Raw genomic sequence first — 18,999 nt, forward strand, 5'->3', positions numbered from 1 at the left:
GATTCAGGGCATGCAAACGATTCTCAGGCGACAGATGGAGCCCTGTGGGGCCGCGAGAGGCGGTCAGGTTTTACGAGGAGAGCGCTTATAAATCAATTGCCTGAGTCGCTTAAAACATAACAAGACTAAGCACCCGGACGATATTTCGATTCAGTATTTGTACTGATGGCACATTGACAATACTCCTCACACAGGGGAGCACAAAAACGTGCAGAGCTAAGTCAATGAAGTCTAACTCGGCCAATACCAACAACCAGCGCAAACCCGTTCTATTGTGGCTGGATCTAACCCACGACCGCTCCACCGAGGAGCTAATGGCACAGTTCCGCCTGGCTTGTGATTGCCGCCTGGCAAAGGAGTCCGGGGTCCCTGCACGCGATGCAGGACAGCAGCCGGACATGATCTGCATGCACTTCGACCGGCCCGATGCGCTTGGCCTGAACCTGCTGCTGGAGGTCAAGCGCACCGCGCCCTCCATCCCCATCACCATGTTCACCGTGCAACACTCCGAGGAACTGGCCGTCTGGGCCATGCGTTCAGGCGTATGGGAGTATCTGGTACTGCCGCTGTGCAGCCGGGACAGGAACCGCTATCTGCAGTCGCTACAGCAGCTCTGCCAGCTGCGCTGGCAGGAAGACAGCCATGCACGCAAGCCTCCTGTCGAGCGTTGCGACATCCTGCCCGAGAGCATTCGACTGACCAAGGAACACCAGAAGCATCAGGCCCTGCACAAGGCGATCGCCTATATCGACCAGCACTACCGCGAAGGTATCGATCAGAAGGATCTGGCCCAGCGCTGCGGCATGACGCCCTTCCGTTTCTCCCGGCTGTTCAAGGAAGTGTACGGACTCGGCTTCATGGAATACGTGCTGCGCAAACGCATGGACCTGGCCAAGGAGCTGCTGGGCAATAGCCAGATGCCAGTCACCAGTATTGGCTACGAGGCAGGCTTCAAGGACCCCTCCTACTTCGCCCGCGCGTTCAAGCAAGCCTTGGGCTGTACACCCAGCGAATATCGCGACGCCGGACGCAACCCATTACCGGCACTTTCCGGTGCCTCACTGCAGGAAGGGAGCCTGGAACTGCGTGCCAACTCCTGACAGGCCAACGAAATTTGAACCAGTCATCGCTGCGGGCACGTGCGTTTGCTCCGCAGCCACACCTTGGTTAATGTGACGCGGAGCCCGGTATTGGGCCGGGTCGTATTAAAAAGCCAAGGATGCTACATCATGCTGAAACGTATTCTGACTGCCACTGCCTTCGCCACCCTGCTGAGCGGCTGCGCCAACGGCCTGTCGCCGGTCGGTGTCGGCCTGATCACCGACGTGAAAGGCCCGATCACCGCTACCACCGCCCAGGGCGGCAAGCAGGGCACCTCCTGCGCCACCACCATCATCGGCCTGATCAACAAAGGTGACGCCTCCATCGAGGCCGCCAAGGCCAACGGCAGCATCTCCACCGTGGCTACCGCCGACTACCACACCAAGGGCTTCTACCCCTTCTACGGCAAGACCTGCGTCAACGTCACCGGTCAGTAATGGCCTGGGCCCCGGCATTCGCCGGGGCCTCCTCGCTCAGCGCCCGTAGCCGGCCAGCAGCGCCAGAAACTCCGCTTCGTCCATCACCTTCACGCCCAGCTCGTTGGCCTTGGCCAGCTTGGAGCCGGCACCCGGCCCCGCCACCACGCAGGCGGTCTTCGCCGATACCGAACCCGCCACCTTGGCACCCAGGCTCTCCAGCTTCTCCTTGCCGACATCGCGGCTCATAGCCTCCAGCGTGCCGGTCAGCACCCAGGTCTGTCCTGCCAAGGGCAAGCCCTCCACCACCTTCTTCTCGCTTGCCCAGTGCATGCCGAACTCACGCAGCTGAGCCTCGATAAGAGCGGCGCGCTCGGCATTGGCCGGGATGTCGAAGAAATCGCGCAGCGACTTGGCGGCTTTCTCGTTGAGGCGTTCGACCTGGCGCAGGTCCAGCCAGTCAGCCGAGATCACCCCCTGCAGGCTACCGAACCTGGCCGCCAGCTTCTCCGCGCCGGTGGCGGCGATGAAGGGGATGTTGAGCTTGTCGATGAAGCCCGCCAGGGTCGCGCAGGCGGAGAACTCGGGACTGAGGTCACCCTCCTCCTGCAGCTCGATGCCACGGGCCAGCAGGTCATCGATGACCTTGAGGTTGTGCGCGTCGTCGAAGAAGTTGCGGATCTCCGAGGCCACTTCCAGACCGACGTCCGGCAGGTAGGTCAGCACCTCCGGCAGCGCCACACGGATGCGCACCAGCGAGCCCAGCGCGCGGGCCAGCAGCTTGGCGGTTTCCTCGCCCACATCCGGGATGCCCAGGGCGTAGATGAAGCGCGCCAGAGTCGGCCTGGCGCTATCGCGGATTGCCGCCAGCAGGTTGCGCGTGGACAGGTCGGCGAAGCCTTCCAGCACCACCACCTGCTCGTAGGTCAGGGTGTAGAGATCGGCTGGCGAGGCCACCAGGCCGGTATCCACCAGTTGCTCGACGATCTTGTCGCCCAGGCCCTCGATGTCCAGGGCACGGCGCGAGGCGAAGTGGATGATCGCCTGCTTGAGCTGGGCAGCGCAGGACAGGCGACCGACGCAGCGGTAGACCGAACCCTCGCTGGTGGTCTCGCGGCCCTTGCTGCGCTTGACCAGCTGGGTGCGCTCGACGGCCGAGCCACACACCGGGCACTGCTCGGGCACATGCACCGGGCGGGCATCGGCCGGGCGACGCTCGGCCACCACCTGCATCACCTGCGGAATCACGTCGCCGGCGCGGCGGATGATCACGGTGTCGCCGATCATCAGCCCCAGGCGCGCGACCTCGTCCATGTTGTGCAGGGTGGCGTTGGAGACGGTGACGCCGGCCACCTTGACCGGCTTCAGGCGCGCCACCGGGGTGACGGCGCCGGTGCGGCCGACCTGGAACTCCACATCGAGCAGCTCGGTGAGCTCTTCCTGGGCGGGGAACTTGTGGGCCAGCGCCCAGTGCGGGGTGCGCGCACGGAAACCGAGCTGCTGCTGGTCCTCGATGTTGTTGACCTTGAATACCACGCCGTCGATGTCATAGGGCAGTGCCATGCGCCGCTCACCGATATCGCGGTAGTAGGCCAGGCACTGCTCGATGCCGCGCGCCAGCTTCAGCTCGCGGCTGATCGGCACGCCCCAGGCCTTGAGCTGTTCGAGCATGCCGACCTGGGTGGCCGGCAGCTCGCCGCTGACCTGACCGACCCCGTAGCAGCAGAACTCCAGCGGGCGGCTGGCGGTGATCTTCGGATCGAGCTGGCGCAGGCTGCCGGCGGCCGCATTGCGCGGGTTGGCGAAGCTCTTGGCACCGCTCTCGGCCTGGCGCGCATTCAGCTCGTCGAAGCCGGCCCTGGGCATGTAGACCTCGCCGCGTACTTCCAGAACAGCCGGCCAGCCCTCGCCCTTGAGCTTCAGCGGCACGTTGCGAATGGTGCGCACATTGGCGCTGATGTCCTCGCCGGTGCTGCCATCGCCACGGGTGGCACCGCGCACCAGCTGGCCGTCGCGGTACAGCAGGCTGACCGCCAGGCCATCGAGCTTGGGCTCGCAGCTGTATTCCACCTCGGCGCCGCCACCGAACAAGTCGCCGCCAGAGAGGCCGAGGCCACCCTGCACGCTGCGGTCGAAGGCGCGCAGGTCCTCCTCCTCGAAGCCATTGCCCAGGCTGAGCATGGGCACCTCGTGGCGCACCTCGCCGAAGGCGCTGAGCGCCTCGCCACCCACGCGCTGGGTCGGCGACTCCGGCGTCACCAGTTCGGGGTGTTCGGCTTCCAGTGCCTGCAGCTCGCGGAACAGGCGGTCGTACTCGGCATCCGGCACGCTGGGCTCGTCCAGTACATAATAGCGGTAGTTGTGCTCATCCAGTTCGGCACGAAGTGCGGCAATGCGTTGGGCGGCGTCGGTCATGCTGTGTGGGTCCTGGAAAACGACAAGAGCAGCCTAGGCTGCTCTTGGGATTGCGTAAGCTGGAGCGCTTAGCGTTTGCCGGCGAGCTGCTTCTTGCGCTCGAACTCGACGATACGCTGGCGATAGTGCTCGATGGTCTGCGCGGTCATCACGCTGCGCTGGTCGTCCTTCAGCTCACCATTGAGCTCATGAGCGAGCTTGCGCGCGGCGGCGATCATCACGTCGAAGGCCTGCTTCGGATGGCGCGGGCCCGGCAGGCCGAGGAAGAAACTCACCGCCGGGGTGTAGAACAGTTCGAAGTCGTCCAGATCGAAGGTGCCCGGTTTGACGCCGTTGGCCATGGAGAACAGCACTTCGCCGTTGCCGGCCATGCTCTCGTGGCGGTGGAAGATGTCCATCTCACCGAAACGCAGGCCGCTCTCCAGGATGTTCTGCAGCAGCGCCGGCCCCTTGAAGCCCTCGGCGTCGCGGGCGATCACGTTGATCACCAGCACTTCCTCGACCGGCAGTTGCTCCTTGCTCGATTTGGCGTTGTGCGGCTCGTCTTCGTCTTCGACCGGCGTCAGCAGGGTCGGCACCGGCTCGTCGGCATCCAGCCCCAGGTCACCCTGCTTCGGCTCGAGGTTGCGCTTGCGATTGAGCTCGCTGGCGCTGACGGTGGGCATATCGGCTTCGTTGAATTCGGGTTCGCGTTTGCGATCGATGACCCGCGACGGGCCCAGCAGGTCGGGATCGGAATCGTCGTCGGGCAGGTTGCTGAAGCTGTGGTCGAGCTTGAACTTCAGCTTGCCGCTACCGCCCCGCATGCGGCGCCAGCCGTCAAACAGAATGCCGACGATAACGATGACACCAATGACGATCAGCCAATAGCGCAGCTCCATGAAACTCCCAAACCCCTGAACGATGAAAATGTAATGAAAATAAGGGCTTCCTGCCCCTTTGGAACGCGAACAACTGTATGTTTTTACAGGTGATTTTCGCGTGTAACAAAAGTGAGGCCTAAGCTAGCACGACGAACGGTAAATGTGCACCGTCGCAAGGCATTTCCTGATTTTTCAGGCCTCCACCAGGGTCATCGCCTCCTCGACATCCACCGCCACCAGGCGCGAGCAACCCGGCTCGTGCATGGTCACACCCATCAGCTGATCGGCCATCTCCATGGCGATCTTGTTGTGGGTGATATAGATGAACTGCACCGTCTCCGACATTTCCTTGACCAGCCGGGCATAGCGGCCGACGTTGGCATCGTCGAGCGGCGCATCCACTTCGTCGAGCATGCAGAACGGCGCCGGATTCAGCTTGAAGATGGCGAACACCAGGGCCAGCGCGGTCAGCGCCTTCTCGCCGCCGGACAGCAGGTGGATGGTGCTGTTCTTCTTGCCCGGCGGGCGCGCCATGATCGCCACGCCGGTGTCCAGCAGGTCCTCGCCGGTCAGCTCCAGGTAGGCATGGCCGCCGCCGAAGACCTTTGGGAACAGCGCCTGCAGGCCGGCATTGATCTGATCGAAGGTCTCCTTGAAGCGGTTGCGGGTTTCCTTGTCGATCTTGCGGATGACGTTTTCCAGGGTCTCCAGCGCCTCCACCAGGTCGGCGTTCTGCGCATCCAGGTAGCGTTTGCGCTCGGACTGCTGCTGGTACTCGTCGATCGCCGCCAGGTTGATCGCGCCGAGACGGGCGATGCGCCCGGCCAGCTGTTCCAGCTGCTGGTCCCAGGCCGCCTCGCTGGCGTCGCTGGGCAGGGTGGCGAGCACCCCGTGCAGGTCGTAGCCGTCTTCCAGAAGCTGGTCCTGCAGGGCCTTGCGCCGCACGTTGAGGCCCTGCCAGTCCATGCGTTGCTGCTCCAGCTGGCCGCGCAGCAGTTGCGCCTGCTGCTCGGCCTGGCTGCGCCGCTTCTCGGCATCACGCAGCTCGCGGTCGGCATCTTCCAGGGCCAGACGGGCGAGCTTGAGCTCGTCCTCCACGCCCATGCGCTTCTCCAGCAGCTCTTCGAGCTTCATGCGCAGCTCTTCCAGCGGCGCGGCGCCCTCCTCCAGGTTCAGCGAGAGCTGCTCGCGGCGCTCGATGGCGCGCTCGAACTGCAGCTCCAGACGCTCCAGCGCCTGGCGCGTGGACTCGTGCTGGGCCTTGATCGAACCCAGGCGCACGGCCAGCTGGTGGGCGTGATCCTTGTGCTGGCGCGCCTCCTGGCGCACCCGGTCGAGCCGCTCGCGCAGCTGGTCACGAGTGGCCAGCAGCTGCTCGCGCTGCTCGGTATCGGTAGCCATGGCGTCCAGCGCGTCCTGCAGCACCAGACGCGCCTCGCCCAGTTGCTCCTGCTCCAGCTCGCGCTGCTCGGCGGCCTCGCCCTGCTCTTCGTCCAGACGGCGACGGCGCAGCGCCAATTGCTCAGCCTTGGCCTGGCCGGCGGAGAGTCTGGCCTTCAGCTCGCCCTGGCGACGTGCTTCGTCCTGGACCAGGCGGCGCTGTTGCTCACGCACCTCTTCCTGTTGGCGCTGGCCGGCCTGCAACTGCTGCAGGCGCTCGTCCAGATCGGCCAGGGCCGCCTCGCGTTCATCACGCTCGGCCTGCAGTCGTTCCAACTCCTGGCCACGCGCCAGCACGCCGCTCTCGGCCTCGCTGGCGCGCCGCACACGCAGGAACTGTCGGCCGACCCAGTAGCCATCGCGGCTGATCAGCGACTCGCCATCGCCCAGCTGCAGGCGCTGGGCCAGGGCCTGGTCCAGGTTCTCCACCGGGCGCACCTTGCCCAGCCAGGGCGCCAGGTCGATGCTGGCCTCGACCTTGTCCAGCAGACTGCCGGCAATGCGCGCGCCGCCGGCCTGCGGGTTGATCAGGCGCAGTTCGCCCTGATCGAAGCCGCCCAGGTTCAGGCCGTTGAAATCATCCAGCAGCACGGCCTGCAGATCGGCGCCCAACACCGTTTCCACCGCCAGCTCCCAGCCGCTCTCCACGCGCAGGCCTTCGGCCAGGCGCGGACGGTTGTTCAGCTGGTGTTCGCGCAACCAGTCGGCGGCGCCCTTGCCCGGGTTCAGCGCGGCCTGCTGCAGGGCCTCCAGCGAGGCGATGCGGCCATTCAGCCGCTGCAGTTCGCCCTGGGCCTGCTGCTGGGCCTGTGTGGCCTGCTGCAGCTCGCCACGCAACTGTTCGAGGCGTTCGGCCTGGCCTGCTTCGGCGGCATGCAGGTCTTCCAGCTGCAGCTCGCTGGCGGCCAGCTGTTCGGACAGCTCGAGAATCGCGGCGTCTTCCGGATCGGCTGCCAACTGGGCCAATTCGTCGGCCAGACGGCGCTGGCGCTCGGCCAGACGCTCCAGGCTCTGCTCCAGCTGGGCGATACGCGACTGCTGCACCTCGGCCTGGCGGCGCGGCTCGGCGCTGCGCTGGTTGAAGCCTTCCCACTGCTCCTGCCAGCCATGCATGGCGCTTTCAGCCTCTTCCAGGGCGGCAGCGGATTCCTCGGCAGCGGCGCTGGTCAGCTCCTGCTCGGGTTCGAGCATGGCCAGCTCTTCCGCCAGGGTCGCTAGCAGCGTGCGGTCATGGCCCAGGTGCGATTCGGTCTCCAGGCGCGCACGCTCGGCCTCGTTGAGGTCGTCCTGCAGCTGGCGCAAGCGCTGCTGGCCGTGCTGGATGCTCTGCTCGACCCGGGCGATATCGCCGCCCACCGAATAGAAGCGCGCCTGCACCTGGTTGAAGCGTTCGGACAGCTCGTGGTGACCGTCGCGCAGGCGCTCGATGCTCGCGTCGGCGCTGCGCTGCTCGGCCACCAGGGCCTCGTAGGCCACTTCCTGGTCGCCGATCACCTGCTCGCGGCTACCCACCTGCAGGTTCAGCGTCTGCCAACGCAGGGCCGCTAGCTGCGCCTTGAGCTGGCGCTCCTCGGCCTTGTATTCCTGGTACTTCTCGGCGGCCTGGGCCTGGCGGTGCAGGCGCTCGAGCTGGCGCTCCAGCTCCTCGCGCAGGTCGGTCAGGCGCGCCAGGTTCTCCTGGGTGCGACGAATGCGGCTCTCGGTCTCGCGGCGGCGCTCCTTGTACTTGGAGATGCCGGCGGCTTCCTCGATGAAATTCCGCAGATCCTCGGGCTTGGCCTCGATCAGCTTGGAGATCATGCCCTGCTCGATGATCGAGTAGCTGCGCGGCCCCAGGCCTGTTCCCAGGAAGATGTCGGTGATGTCGCGGCGACGGCACTTGGTGCCGTTGAGGAAGTAGGTGTTCTGTCCGTCGCGGGTCACCCGGCGGCGGATGGAGATCTCGGCGAACGCCGCGTACTCGCCGATCAGGCTGCCGTCGGAGTTGTCGAAGATCAGCTCGATGGAGGCCTGGGTCACCGGCTTGCGGGTGTTGGAGCCGTTGAAGATGACGTCGGTCATCGACTCGCCGCGAAGGTTCTTCGCCGAACTCTCGCCCATCACCCAGCGTACGGCGTCGATGATGTTGGACTTGCCGCAACCGTTGGGGCCGACCACCGCCGCCATGTTGCTGGGAAAGCTGACCGTGGTGGGGTCGACGAAGGACTTGAAGCCCGCCAGCTTGATGCACTTCAGGCGCATGCCGGGAACTCCGGACGGGAGCTGCGCAGAACGGGGCTGTCCGCTGCCATAAAGTGCATGGAAATCCTTGAGATAAGGGGTGAAACGGGAAGTCGCGCGAGTGTATCACAGGGTTTTTCGCGGCCAAGAGCATGCCGCGCTATGCTGGGCGCCCCGACTCTGGCGAGGTGAAGGATGCTCTCGGCAACAAGCTGGCAGGCGCTCTGGCAGGAACTCGGCGGCACGGCCCCGGCCGGTAGCTTTGCAGAACTGGACGCCGCCTATGGCGCCGCGGATCGCCACTACCACGGCGCCACGCATATCGAAGCCTGCCTGGCCCATCTGCAGCGCTGGCGCCACCTGGCCGTCGATGCCGCGCTGGTGGAACTGGCGCTGTGGAGCCACGACCTGGTCTACGACACCCGCCGCCAGGACAACGAGGCAGCCAGCGCCGCGCGTGCCTGCCAGTGGCTGGAAGACGCAGGCCTGGGCGAGCGGGCGCCGGCCCTGCGCGCGATGATCCTCGCCACCTGCCATCAGCAGCCACCGACGGGCAGCGACGCGGCGCTGGTGGTGGATATCGACCTGTCGATTCTGGCCAGCGCTGAGACCGTCTACGCCTGTTACGAAGCCGCCGTGCGCTGCGAATACGCCTGGGTGCCGGAGCCGCTGTTCCGCGCCGGCCGCGCCAAGCTGCTGCGCCAGCTGCTGGCCATGCCCGCGCTGTACCACCACGCGCCGCTGGCGGCGCTATGGGAGGCACCGGCACGGCGCAATCTGCAGGCGGCGTTGGCGCAGCTGGAAAGCTAGTTGCTGAAAGTGCGGCCCAGTCCGACCGGCACGCCGCTGCTGTCGGTGGGCTGCCAGGGGCCGCCGGGGTTGCTGGCCCAGGTCCAGCCGCGGTTCCAGCGGTAGTAGACGCGCTCGCGGTAGTACAGCTTGCTGCTGCCCTGGATCACGTACACGCCCAGCGCCGGGTCCCAGTAGGCGTTGCCGCCGGGCGGCGGCGCGTAGCGCGGATGGCTCTGCTGGCGCACCGGCTCGTCCGGCCTGGTAGCAATGCCGGGCTGCAGGGTACAGCCGCCGAGCGCCAGCAGCGTCAGAACCAGCCATGCACGGTTCACTGGGCCTGCTCCGGGCTGTCGATCAGCAGCGTCTGCGCATCACGGGTGGAGCTGGCAATCGGCTGACCACGGCCGACCCACTCGCCCTGGGTGGCCACGCCGCTGCGCGAAATGCGCGCGACCAGCTGTATTTCGGGGAAGCTGGACAGCTTGAGCTGCGCCATCATCGCGTCGGCATCGCTCAACTCGACCTGGGCCGGTAGGTCCGCCACCGTCAGGCGCTTGACCGCCAGCGGCATGGGCGGGCCGGAAGCGGCGCGGGCGAAGACGAACACCGCATCGCCCGGCTGCACCTTGGCCTTGACCTCGGGCGCCAGGTCGACGCTGACCCGAATCACCGCCATGGACTTGTTGACCACGGCCTCCGGCAGCGACTGCCCGGCCGCCTGCGCCTGCTCACGGGCCTGGGCGATGCCACTCTCGATCGAGCTGCGCGACGGATCATCCGCCGGCATCTGCGCCAGCAGGCGCTGCCAGTAGCCCACCGCATCGGCGAAACGCTGGTCCTCGAAGGCGGCAATGCCGAGCAGGCCGAGGCTGGTGACTTCGTTGGGGTCCTGGCGCAGGGCCTCGTCGGTCAGCGCCTGGAGCTGCGCGCTCCACTGCTTGCTGCCGGAGAAGTACAGGGCCTGAGCCCACTGCCCGAGCAGCTCGGGCTCGCGCCCGGCCACCCGGATGACCTGTTCGAAGGCCTTGGCCGCCTCGGCCGCACGGCCCTCGCCCATGTACAGACGCCCGAGGAAATACCAGGCCTCGGCCGAATCCGGGTTGTCCTTGACCGCCTGCTCCAGTCGAGCGGCCATCTGCTGCATCGACGGCTGCTCCTGCATGGCCGCCAGCTGCTGGCTGGCGCCCCAGTGCCAGTAAAGGCCGAAGGCCAGTACCGGCAGCGCCAGCGCCAGCAGCAGGGGCAACGCCTTGCCCAGGCGCAGCCCGCGGCCCGGGCCCGCACCCTCGGTATCGGCCAGCAGCTCGCGCGCCGCCTCGGCCTGCCCGGCGTCGAACTGCTCGACGGTCAGGGTGCCCGCCTCGCGCTGGGCAGTGAGCTCGGCCAGACGTTCCTGGTACAGGGCGACATTCAGCGCGGTGCGATCTTCCTCGGCCTGGGCGCGACGACCGCGCAGCACGGGAACCAGTAGAAAAGCCGTACCGACCAGCAGAAGCAGGCCGACGGCGAGCCAGAATTCGATCATCAGTCTTGGGTATCCCGGTTTTCTTTCAGCAGCGCGTCGAGGCGCTCACGTTCAGCCTTGCTCAGGGCGACCTGCGCGGGCGCCTTCTCTACCTTGCGGCGCCGCAGTACCAGCACGCACAGCACGATAGCGCCCAGGCCCAGCAGGCCGAAGGGGCCGTACCAGAGCAGCCAGGTGCGGCTGTCCAGCGGAGGCTTGTACATGACGAAATCGCCATAGCGCATCACCAGGAAATCGACGATTTCCTTGTCGCTACGGCCATCGTCGAGCATGCGGTAGATCTCGCGGCGCAGGTCGGTGGCGATCGGTGCGTTGGAGTCGGCGATGTTCTGGTTCTGGCACTTGGGGCAACGCAGTTCCTCGGTGAGGCTGCGGAAGCGCTCGCGCTCCACCTCGTCCTTGAACTCGTAGGTGTCGATGGCGGCACGGGCCACACCGACCAGGCTCAGGCCGAGCAGGCAGGCGATCAACAGGCGCTTCACGGTTTGCTCTCCAGCAGCGCCTGGTAGCGCGGCGCCAGTTCCTCGCGCCAGACGCGCTCATCGATGGCGCCGACGTACTTGTGGCGGATGATGCCCTGGGCATCGATCAGGAAAGTCTCGGGCGCGCCATACACGCCCAGGTTGATGCCCAGCGAGCCTTGCGGGTCGGCGACATTGACCTGGTAGGGATCGAGGTAGTCCTTGAGCCACTGACGCGCGGCCACGCTGTCGTCCTTGTAGTTGACGCCATGGATCACCACGCCGGCCTTGGCCAGCTGATTGAGCATCTGGTGCTCGGCCTTGCAGGTCGGACACCAGGTGGCCCAGACGTTGACCAGGGCCGGCCCCTTGAGCTCCTTCTCGGTGATCAGGCGCTGTTCGTCCTTCAGGTCCGGCAGGCTGAAGGCCGGCAACGGCTTGTCGATCAGTGCCGAAGGCAGCTCCTGCGGATTGAGGAACAGGCCGCGATAGAGGAATACCGCCACGCCGAGGAACAGCGCCAGCGGCAGCAGCAGGATCAGACGTTTCATGCAGCGGCCTCCTTCATGCCCAGCACATCGCGTACGCGGCTACGCACCTTGACCCGGTAGCGCGGGTCGAAGGCTGCCAGCAGGCCGCCCAGGCCCATCATCAGGCCGCCCAGCCAGATCCAGCGCACATAGGGCTTGATGTGCACGCGTACGGCCCAGGCCCCGTTCTCCAGCGGCTCGCCGAGGGCGACGTAGAGGTCACGGGTGAAGCCGGCGTCGATGCCCGCCTCGGTCATCGGCATCTGCTGCACGGTGTACAGACGCTTCTCCGGGTGCAGCACGGCGACTTCCTCGCCGTCCTCCAGCACCCGTACGGTGCCCTTATCCGAGGTGAAGTTGGGGCCTTCGAAATGCTCGGCGCCTTCGAAGACGAACCGATAGCCGCCCAGCTCCAGCGACTCGCCCGGCGCCAGGCGCAGGTCGCGCTCGGCGCTGCCATGGCTGACCAGCACCACACCGATGGCGCAGGCGGCAATGCCGAGGTGCGCCAGCTGCATGCCCCAGTAGCTGCTGGACAGGCTGCGCATGCCCTTGAACAGGCCCTTGTGGCGGCACTTGTCGAGCAGGTCGCGGACGCCGGCCAGCAGCACCCAGAAGGCCAGCAGGAACACCGCCAGCACGCTCCAGTGGAAATCGCCGAAGGCCCAGCTGGCGAGGAAGCCCAGCACCACCGCGCCGATCAGCACCGGAGTGAGCATGCCGGTCAGCCATTTCACCGGGGTGTCCTTCCAGCGCACCATCACGCCCACCGCCAGCACCAGCATCAGCAGGGCCATCAGCGGTACGAACAGGGCATTGAAGTAAGGCGGGCCGACCGACAGCTTGGCGCCGCTGAGGGCATCCAGCACCAGCGGATAGAGCGTGCCGAGCAGGATCATCGCGGCGGCCACCACCAGCACCAGGTTGTTGGCCAGCAGGAAGGTCTCGCGTGACCACAGGGCAAAGCCGACCTGGCTCTTGACCACCGGCGCACGCACGGCGAACAGCGCCAGCGAACTGCCGACCACAATCAGCAGGAACACCAGGATGAACACGCCGCGCTCAGGATCGTTGGCGAAGGCATGCACCGAGGTGAGCACGCCGGAGCGCACCAGGAAGGTACCGAGCAGGCTCAGGGAAAACGCGGCGATGGCCAGCAGCACGGTCCAGCTCTTGAACACGCCACGCTTCTCGGTGACCGCCAGCGAGTGGATCAGCGCGGTGCCGACCAGCCAGGGCATGAACGAGGCGTTCTCCACCGGGTCCCAGAACCACCAGCCGCCCCAGCCCAGTTCGTAGTAGGCCCACCAGGAGCCGAGGGCGATGCCGACGCCGAGGAAGGCCCAGGCGACGATGGTCCACGGCCGCGACCAGCGCGCCCAGGCGGCGTCCAACTTCCCGCCGAGCAAGGCGGCGATGGCGAAGGCGAAGGCCACCGAGAAGCCGACATAGCCCATGTACAGCATCGGCGGGTGGACGATCAGGCCGAAGTCCTGCAGCAGCGGGTTGAGGTCGCGGCCATCGGCCGGGCTGTTCGGCAGCAGGCGTTCGAAAGGGTTGGAGGTGACGATCAGGAACAGCAGGAAGCCGACACTGATCATGCCCATCACGGCCAGCACGCGGGCCAGCATCACTTCCGGCAGCTGGCGCGAGAAGATCGCCACGGCGAAGGTCCAGCCGCCGAGGATCAGTGCCCACAGCAGCAGCGAGCCCTCGTGGGCACCCCATACCGCACTGAACTTGTAATACCAGGGCAAGGCGCTGTTGGAGTTGTTGGCCACATAGGCGACGGAAAAGTCGTCGGCCATGAAGGCCCAGGTCAGGCAGGCGAAGGAGAACGCCAGCATGGCGAACTGGCCCCAGGCCGCCGGCTGGGCCAGGCCCATCCACTGACGGTCGCCCAGCCAGGCGCCCACCAGCGGCAGCGTGGCCTGTACCACGGCCAGGCACAGGGCGAGGATCAGGGCCAGGTGGCCCAACTCCGGAATCATCAGAGCGGCAGTCATGGCTTGACCTCAGCGTCGGCCGGCAGCTTGCCGCTCTCCTTGAGCGCCTTGGTCACTTCCGGCGGCATGTAGTTCTCGTCGTGCTTGGCCAGCACCTCGTCGGCCACCAGTACACCCTCGTCGTTCAGCTTGCCGAGGGCGACGATGCCCTGCTCCTCGCGGAACAGGTCCGGCAGGATGCCGCGGTAGCGGATGGTGAGTTTCTTGGCGAAGTCGGTGACCACGAACTCGACGTCCAGCGAGTCGGCGGAGCGCTTGACCGAACCCTTGGCCACCATGCCACCGGCGCGGATGCGGGTGTCCTTGGGCGCCTCGCCGTTGGCGATCTGGGTCGGGGTGTAGAACAGGTTGATGTTCTCCTGCAGGGCACTCAGGGCCAGGCCAACGGCAACGGAGACGCCGACCAGGATGGCCAGGACGATGTACAGGCGTTTCTTGCGGACCGCGTTCACTGTTGTTTCTCCCGGCGCAGACGGCGCGCCTCGTCTTGCAGATAACGTCGACGCGCGAGGATCGGCAGCACCACGTTCAGCGCCAGCACCGCCAGGCTGATGGCATAGGCCGACCACACGTAGGGCCCGTGATGGCCCATGGCGAGGAAATCGCCGAAGGATTCGAAGCTCATGCCCTGCCCTCCACCAGTCGCGCCACTTCGGCACGCACCCAGCTGCTGCGCGCCTCGCGCTTGAGCACCTCGGTGCGCATGCGATAGAGCAGCACGGCGCCGAGGAAGCAGTAGAAGCCGAGCACGCAGAGCAGCAGCGGCAGCCACATCTCCATGCTCATGCTGGCCTTGCCGGTGACCTTGAAGGTGGCCGGCTGGTGCAGGGTGTTCCACCACTCCACCGACTTCTGGATGATCGGGATGTTCACTGCGCCGACCAGCGCCAGCACGGCGCAGGCCTTGGCCGCGCTGTCGCGGTTGGAGATGGCATTGCCCAGGGCGATGACGCCGAAGTAGAGGAACAGCAGGATCAGCATCGAGGTCAGGCGTGCATCCCACACCCAGTAGGTGCCCCAGGTCGGCTTGCCCCAGATGGCGCCGGTGATCAGCGCGACGAAGCACAGCCAGGCGCCGATCGGCGCGGCCTGCTGCAGGGCCACGTCGGCCAGCTTCATTTTCCACACCAGACCGACCAGGCCGGCCACCGCCATCATCAGGTAGCAGGACTGGGCGAGAAATGCCGCCGGCACGTGAATGTAGATGATCCGGTAGCTGTTGCCCTGGTACTTCTCGGGCGGCGCAAAGGCCAGGCCCCAGACGATACCGACGGCCAGCAGCAGCACGGCAGCTGCGGCCAGCCAGGGCAGCCAGCGGCCGCTGCGCTCATAGAACCACTTGGGCGAACCCCATTGGTGAAACCAGGTCCAGTTCATCGCTCAACTCATCACTCAACGTAGCCCGGATGCGCTCCGGGAAGGCCGGGCCCGGAGTGCATCCGGGCTGCGGTCATGGTTCGCGGTTATTCGCCGATGCTGATCTTCAGCCCGGCGCCAATTGCAAAAGGTGTCAGGGTGACCGCCAGAGCGGTCAGGCTGGCCAGCCACAACAGGTGACCGGCTGCCGGCAATCCTTGCAGTGCCGCTTGCAATGCCCCGGTGCCGAGAATCAGCACCGGGATGTACAGCGGCAGAATCAGCAGCGCCAGCAGCAAGCCGCCGCGCTTGAGTCCGACAGTCAGGGCCGCGCCGACGGCGCCGAGCAGGCTCAGCACCGGGGTGCCCAGCAGCAGCGAGCCGAGCAGCACCGGCAGGCAACGCCCGGGCAAGCCGAGCATCAGTGCCAGCAGCGGCGCCAGCAACACCAGCGCCAGGCCAGAGAAAAGCCAGTGTGCCAGCACCTTGGCCAGCACCAGAAGAGGCAGCGGGTGCGACGAAAGGACCCACTGCTCGAGCGAACCATCCTCGAAATCACTGCGGAAAAGCCCGTCCAGCGAGAGCAGCACGGCCAACAGCGCAGCCACCCAGATCAGCCCCGGCGACAAGGTCTGTAACAGATTGGTCTCGGGACCGACCGCCAACGGGAACAGGGCAATGACGATGGCGAAGAACACCAGCGGGTTGGCCAGCTCGGCCGGGCGCCGGAACAGCAGGCGCGCCTCGCGGGCCAGCAGCAGAAGGAAGACGCTGTTCATGCGCGGCGCTGCCCCAGGTCAAGCACGCGATAGCCGGACGGCACCTGCTGCAGCGTGTGGTGAGTGGTCAGCACGACCAGGCCGCCGCGTTCGCAGTGCTGGGCCAGGTGGGCCTCCAGCTGCGCCACGCCCTGCTTGTCCAGTGCGGTGAAAGGCTCATCGAGGATCCACAGTGGCGGTGCATCCAGATACAGCCGGGCGAGCGCCACGCGGCGCTGCTGACCGGCCGACAGGGTATGGCAGGGCACATCCTCGAAGCCGCGCAGGCCGACCGCCGCCAGGGCCTGCCAGATCGCCTCACGGCTGGCAGGGCGATGCAGCGCACAGAGCCAGGCGAGGTTCTCCTCGGCGCTGAGCAGGCCCTTGATGCCGGCCGCATGGCCGATCCACAACAAGGTGCTACCCAGTTCGCCGCCCAGGCGGGCCAGCGGCTTGCCGTTGAGCATGATCTCGCCAGCGGTCGGCTGCATCAGCCCGGCCAACAGGCGCAGCAGGCTGGTCTTGCCACTGCCGTTGGGGCCGGCCACCTGCAACAGGGTACCGCTGCCCAGGTCCAGCTCCAGCCCCTCGAACAACAGGCGCCAGTCCCGCTCACAGGCAAGGGCAACGGCTTGGAGTCGCGGATTGGTCACTGCATGGCATCCCGGAGGGGTTCAAGTCGGAGGGGGGCTGGCCGCTATACTGGGGCAAGTTGACCGTACAGCCAGCCCGAACGGGGCGGCATTATACATGCCGGGCTTCGCCCCCCGAAGCCGGCTTTTTGACAGGGTGTGACCCGGCCATGGCAGAAATCAGCAGTCCTCGCCCGCTTCCCGCGACGCCGCCGGCCGTCCGCCCTGCCCAGGTCAGCGCCGCGGATCTGGCAGTGAAGCTGCTGCAGCCGCTGGAAGGCCTGCTCGCCGCCGGAGAAACCGCCAAGGCCGAGGTACTGGCGGCGAAGGAAACCGCACAGAGCTTCCAGCTGCTGCTCAAGCTGACCCTGGACAGCGGCAAGCAGACCACGCTGGAAGCCAGCAGCCCGCGCCCCCTGGCCCAGGGCACGGCACTCGCCGTTACCGCGCTCTCCGAGACGCGTCTGGCACTGGCCCTGCAGGGAGGAGATACACGCCTGCTGAGCAGCCTGGACCTAGAGCAGTTGCCGGTCGGCACCTTGCTGCAGGGCAAGGTCGAATCCCGCGAACTGATCGCCCAGCTCAAGGCTCAGCAAGCGCTCTATCGGGTGGTGGTCAGCCTGCTCAACACGCCCCTGGCCGGCAGCAAGCTGAGCATCGAAACCCCCCTGCCCCTGCCGCTGGGTAGCCTGCTTACCGCCCAGGTGCAGGGCAGCCAAAGCCTCGGATTCCTGCCGCTGAGTGGCCGCCTGGACCAACTGGTGCTGGGCCAGCAACTGGCGGCCCAGCAAGGTCGCCAGGGCTCGCTGGAGGGCCTGTTCAAGGGATTGCAGGGCATGGCCCAGCAGGACGGCCTGCCCGCCGAGTTGCGCAACAGCATCGACAAGCTGCTCGGCCTGCTGCCGGACGGCAAGCAGCTGGGCAGCTCCGACGGATTGGCCAAAGCGATGGAGCAGAGTGGCGTGTTTCTCGAAGCCAAGCTGCTGAGCGGGCAAACCCAGCAACTGCCACAGGACCTCAAGGCCAACCTGCTGCGCCTGGTCGCCCAGCTGCTGCCCAGCCTGCCTGGCGCAGCGGCACTGCCGGCGGCCAGCGCCGGTAACGCCCTGGCGCAAGCGCTGCCCGCCTTCGTCCGCAATGCCCTCGGCGCGCTCGGCCAGGCCAGCCTGCGCCAGCAAGCCATGAGCTTCCCCCTGCCCTCGCGCCTACTGCAGTCGATGGACGAGGAGGCCGATCTGGAGACGCTGCTCAAACTGGCTGCGGCCGCAGTGTCGCGCCTGCAAACGCACCAGTTGTCCAGCCTGGCACAAAGCCAGCTGACCCCGGAAGGCAACCTGCTGACGACCTGGCAGCTGGAGCTGCCGATGCGCAACCAGCAGGACGTCGTCCCCCTGCAAGTCAAGCTGCAACGCGAGGAGTCCGGTGCGGAAAACCGCAAGGAACAGAAGGAAGTCCTGTGGCGCATCGACCTGGCGTTCGACCTCGACCCGCTGGGACCACTGCAAGTACAGGCGCAGCTGCTGCGCGGCAGCCTGTCCAGCCAGCTGTGGGCTGAGCGTGCCGAAACCGCGCAGCTGATCGACCAGGAGCTGGACAACCTGCGCCAACGCCTGCTCGGTGCGGGCCTGGAAGTCGGCGAGCTGAGCTGCCGCCAGGGCATGCCGCCGCAGGGACCGAAAACCCATCTGGAACAGCGCTGGGTGGACGAAACCGCATGAAGCAGGACAAAAAGGCGCCCCGCCAGGCCATCGCCCTCTCCTACGACGGCGCCAGCGCCCCCAGCCTGACGGCCAGGGGCGACGACGAGCTGGCCGAAGCCATCCTGGCCATCGCCCGCGAGTACGAGGTGCCGATCTACGAGAATGCCGAGCTGGTACGCCTGCTGGCGCGCCTGGAACTGGGTGACGCGATTCCGGAGCCGCTGTACCGCACCATCGCCGAGATCATCGCCTTCGCCTGGTACCTCAAGGGCAAACGCCCGGAAGGCTTCGTCGAAGAGCCAGCGGAGCGCGACGTCAGTCCCGCGTCACCCCTGCAGCTGCTGCCGGCGCCCCGGGGTTGAAGGCGAGCATCTCGCCTGCACTGCCCTTGCCCTGCGGGAAGTCGAGCAGCTGCCAGGCGAAATAGCCGGAACGGAAGTAATAGACCTGCTGGAAGCCCCAGCCCACAGCGCGGCGTGCAGCCTCTGCACTGTGCGGGCAGACCTCGCTGTCGCAGTACAGGACCATCGGCATGGCGCGCGGCCAGTCGGGATTGGCCAGCTCATCAAAGCGCCGCTCCAGTGCCAGGTGCAGGGCTCCATGGACATGCCCCCAGCCCCACTCGCGGGCCGGCCGCACATCGATGAAGAGAACCCCGAACTCGTAGAGCTGACGTGCCTGCACGGCATTGATCGTCGTCGCGCCCTTGACCGACAGAGGCGCCTCGCTGGCGCCGACGCTGGGCACGCCCAGGCACAGCAGCAACATCAACGCAACACGCATG

Annotated in this window: 19 protein-coding genes; 5 read left to right on the plus strand and 14 right to left on the minus strand. The window is 66.5% G+C overall.

Going from position 1 to position 18,999, the window contains the following annotated elements:
- Positions 1-224 precede the first annotated feature (224 nt).
- Both PA6_RS18835 and PA6_RS18840 read left to right on the plus strand, forming a co-directional pair.
- Positions 225-1,100, plus strand: a complete 876-nt coding sequence (locus tag PA6_RS18835; RefSeq protein ID WP_021702562.1) for a response regulator transcription factor — start codon at positions 225-227, stop codon at positions 1,098-1,100.
- A 129-nt stretch (positions 1,101-1,229) separates the two neighbouring features.
- On the plus strand, positions 1,230-1,538 hold the full coding sequence (locus PA6_RS18840; RefSeq protein WP_021702563.1) for a TRL-like family protein: 309 nt from the start codon (positions 1,230-1,232) through the stop codon (positions 1,536-1,538).
- A gap of 36 nt (positions 1,539-1,574) precedes the next feature.
- Here PA6_RS18840 and ligA read toward each other — a convergent pair whose 3' ends face one another.
- From ligA to smc, 3 genes are all read right to left on the minus strand, one after another.
- Complete coding sequence (ligA, locus tag PA6_RS18845) at positions 1,575-3,932, minus strand: NAD-dependent DNA ligase LigA (RefSeq protein WP_021702564.1); 2,358 nt, start codon at positions 3,930-3,932, stop codon at positions 1,575-1,577.
- A 68-nt stretch (positions 3,933-4,000) separates the two neighbouring features.
- A complete protein-coding gene (gene zipA, locus PA6_RS18850; RefSeq protein ID WP_021702565.1) occupies positions 4,001-4,813 on the minus strand; it encodes a cell division protein ZipA in 813 nt (270 codons plus the stop codon).
- A gap of 174 nt (positions 4,814-4,987) precedes the next feature.
- Positions 4,988-8,476: a chromosome segregation protein SMC gene (gene smc / locus PA6_RS18855; RefSeq protein WP_021702566.1), complete on the minus strand. Its 3,489-nt coding sequence runs from the start codon at positions 8,474-8,476 to the stop codon at positions 4,988-4,990.
- A gap of 174 nt (positions 8,477-8,650) precedes the next feature.
- On the opposite strand from smc, the gene PA6_RS18860 reads away from it, so the two are divergent.
- Positions 8,651-9,265, plus strand: coding sequence for an HD domain-containing protein (locus PA6_RS18860; protein ID WP_021702567.1), 615 nt, complete (start codon positions 8,651-8,653; stop codon positions 9,263-9,265).
- Here PA6_RS18860 and PA6_RS18865 read toward each other — a convergent pair.
- From PA6_RS18865 to ccmA, 10 genes are all read right to left on the minus strand, one after another.
- The gene (locus PA6_RS18865; protein WP_021702568.1) at positions 9,262-9,579 is read right to left on the minus strand and encodes a hypothetical protein; all 318 of its coding nucleotides are present in this window, start codon (positions 9,577-9,579) and stop codon (positions 9,262-9,264) included. The two genes, PA6_RS18860 and PA6_RS18865, sit on opposite strands and share 4 nt — an antisense overlap.
- Positions 9,576-10,772, minus strand: a complete 1,197-nt coding sequence (gene ccmI / locus PA6_RS18870; RefSeq protein ID WP_021702569.1) for a c-type cytochrome biogenesis protein CcmI — start codon at positions 10,770-10,772, stop codon at positions 9,576-9,578. The genes PA6_RS18865 and ccmI overlap by 4 nt, the downstream gene beginning before the upstream one ends.
- Positions 10,772-11,254, minus strand: a complete 483-nt coding sequence (locus tag PA6_RS18875; protein WP_021702570.1) for a cytochrome c-type biogenesis protein — start codon at positions 11,252-11,254, stop codon at positions 10,772-10,774. Before PA6_RS18875 ends, ccmI begins: the two co-directional genes overlap by 1 nt.
- Positions 11,251-11,784, minus strand: a complete 534-nt coding sequence (locus PA6_RS18880) for a DsbE family thiol:disulfide interchange protein (RefSeq protein ID WP_021702571.1) — start codon at positions 11,782-11,784, stop codon at positions 11,251-11,253. The genes PA6_RS18875 and PA6_RS18880 overlap by 4 nt, the downstream gene beginning before the upstream one ends.
- The gene (locus PA6_RS18885) at positions 11,781-13,754 is read right to left on the minus strand and encodes a heme lyase CcmF/NrfE family subunit (protein ID WP_081694020.1); all 1,974 of its coding nucleotides are present in this window, start codon (positions 13,752-13,754) and stop codon (positions 11,781-11,783) included. Before PA6_RS18885 ends, PA6_RS18880 begins: the two co-directional genes overlap by 4 nt.
- Before the next feature lie 11 nt (positions 13,755-13,765).
- On the minus strand, positions 13,766-14,221 hold the full coding sequence (ccmE, locus tag PA6_RS18890; protein WP_021702573.1) for a cytochrome c maturation protein CcmE: 456 nt from the start codon (positions 14,219-14,221) through the stop codon (positions 13,766-13,768).
- Positions 14,218-14,394 (minus strand): heme exporter protein CcmD, encoded by a 177-nt coding sequence (gene ccmD / locus PA6_RS18895; protein WP_021702574.1) that lies wholly within the window; start codon positions 14,392-14,394, stop codon positions 14,218-14,220. Before ccmD ends, ccmE begins: the two co-directional genes overlap by 4 nt.
- Entirely contained in the window at positions 14,391-15,146 is a 756-nt protein-coding gene (locus tag PA6_RS18900) for a heme ABC transporter permease (RefSeq protein WP_021702575.1), read from the minus strand. The genes ccmD and PA6_RS18900 overlap by 4 nt, the downstream gene beginning before the upstream one ends.
- Before the next feature lie 86 nt (positions 15,147-15,232).
- Complete coding sequence (gene ccmB, locus PA6_RS18905) at positions 15,233-15,904, minus strand: heme exporter protein CcmB (protein WP_021702576.1); 672 nt, start codon at positions 15,902-15,904, stop codon at positions 15,233-15,235.
- Positions 15,901-16,536, minus strand: a complete 636-nt coding sequence (gene ccmA / locus PA6_RS18910) for a cytochrome c biogenesis heme-transporting ATPase CcmA (protein ID WP_021702577.1) — start codon at positions 16,534-16,536, stop codon at positions 15,901-15,903. Before ccmA ends, ccmB begins: the two co-directional genes overlap by 4 nt.
- 149 nt (positions 16,537-16,685) lie before the next feature.
- Between ccmA and fliK the strand changes: the two genes are divergently transcribed.
- Together fliK and PA6_RS18920 are read left to right on the plus strand one after the other, a co-directional pair.
- Positions 16,686-18,233: a flagellar hook-length control protein FliK gene (fliK, locus tag PA6_RS18915; RefSeq protein WP_043217030.1), complete on the plus strand. Its 1,548-nt coding sequence runs from the start codon at positions 16,686-16,688 to the stop codon at positions 18,231-18,233.
- Positions 18,230-18,577: an EscU/YscU/HrcU family type III secretion system export apparatus switch protein gene (locus PA6_RS18920; RefSeq protein ID WP_021702579.1), complete on the plus strand. Its 348-nt coding sequence runs from the start codon at positions 18,230-18,232 to the stop codon at positions 18,575-18,577. The genes fliK and PA6_RS18920 overlap by 4 nt, the downstream gene beginning before the upstream one ends.
- On the opposite strand, the gene PA6_RS18925 is transcribed toward PA6_RS18920, so the two are convergent.
- The gene (locus tag PA6_RS18925) at positions 18,531-18,998 is read right to left on the minus strand and encodes a rhodanese-like domain-containing protein (RefSeq protein ID WP_021702580.1); all 468 of its coding nucleotides are present in this window, start codon (positions 18,996-18,998) and stop codon (positions 18,531-18,533) included. The two genes, PA6_RS18920 and PA6_RS18925, sit on opposite strands and share 47 nt — an antisense overlap.
- Between the last annotated feature and the right edge of the window lies 1 nt (position 18,999).

The sequence above is a fragment of the Aquipseudomonas alcaligenes NBRC 14159 genome, assembly GCF_000467105.1.
Classification (GTDB): domain Bacteria; phylum Pseudomonadota; class Gammaproteobacteria; order Pseudomonadales; family Pseudomonadaceae; genus Aquipseudomonas; species Aquipseudomonas alcaligenes.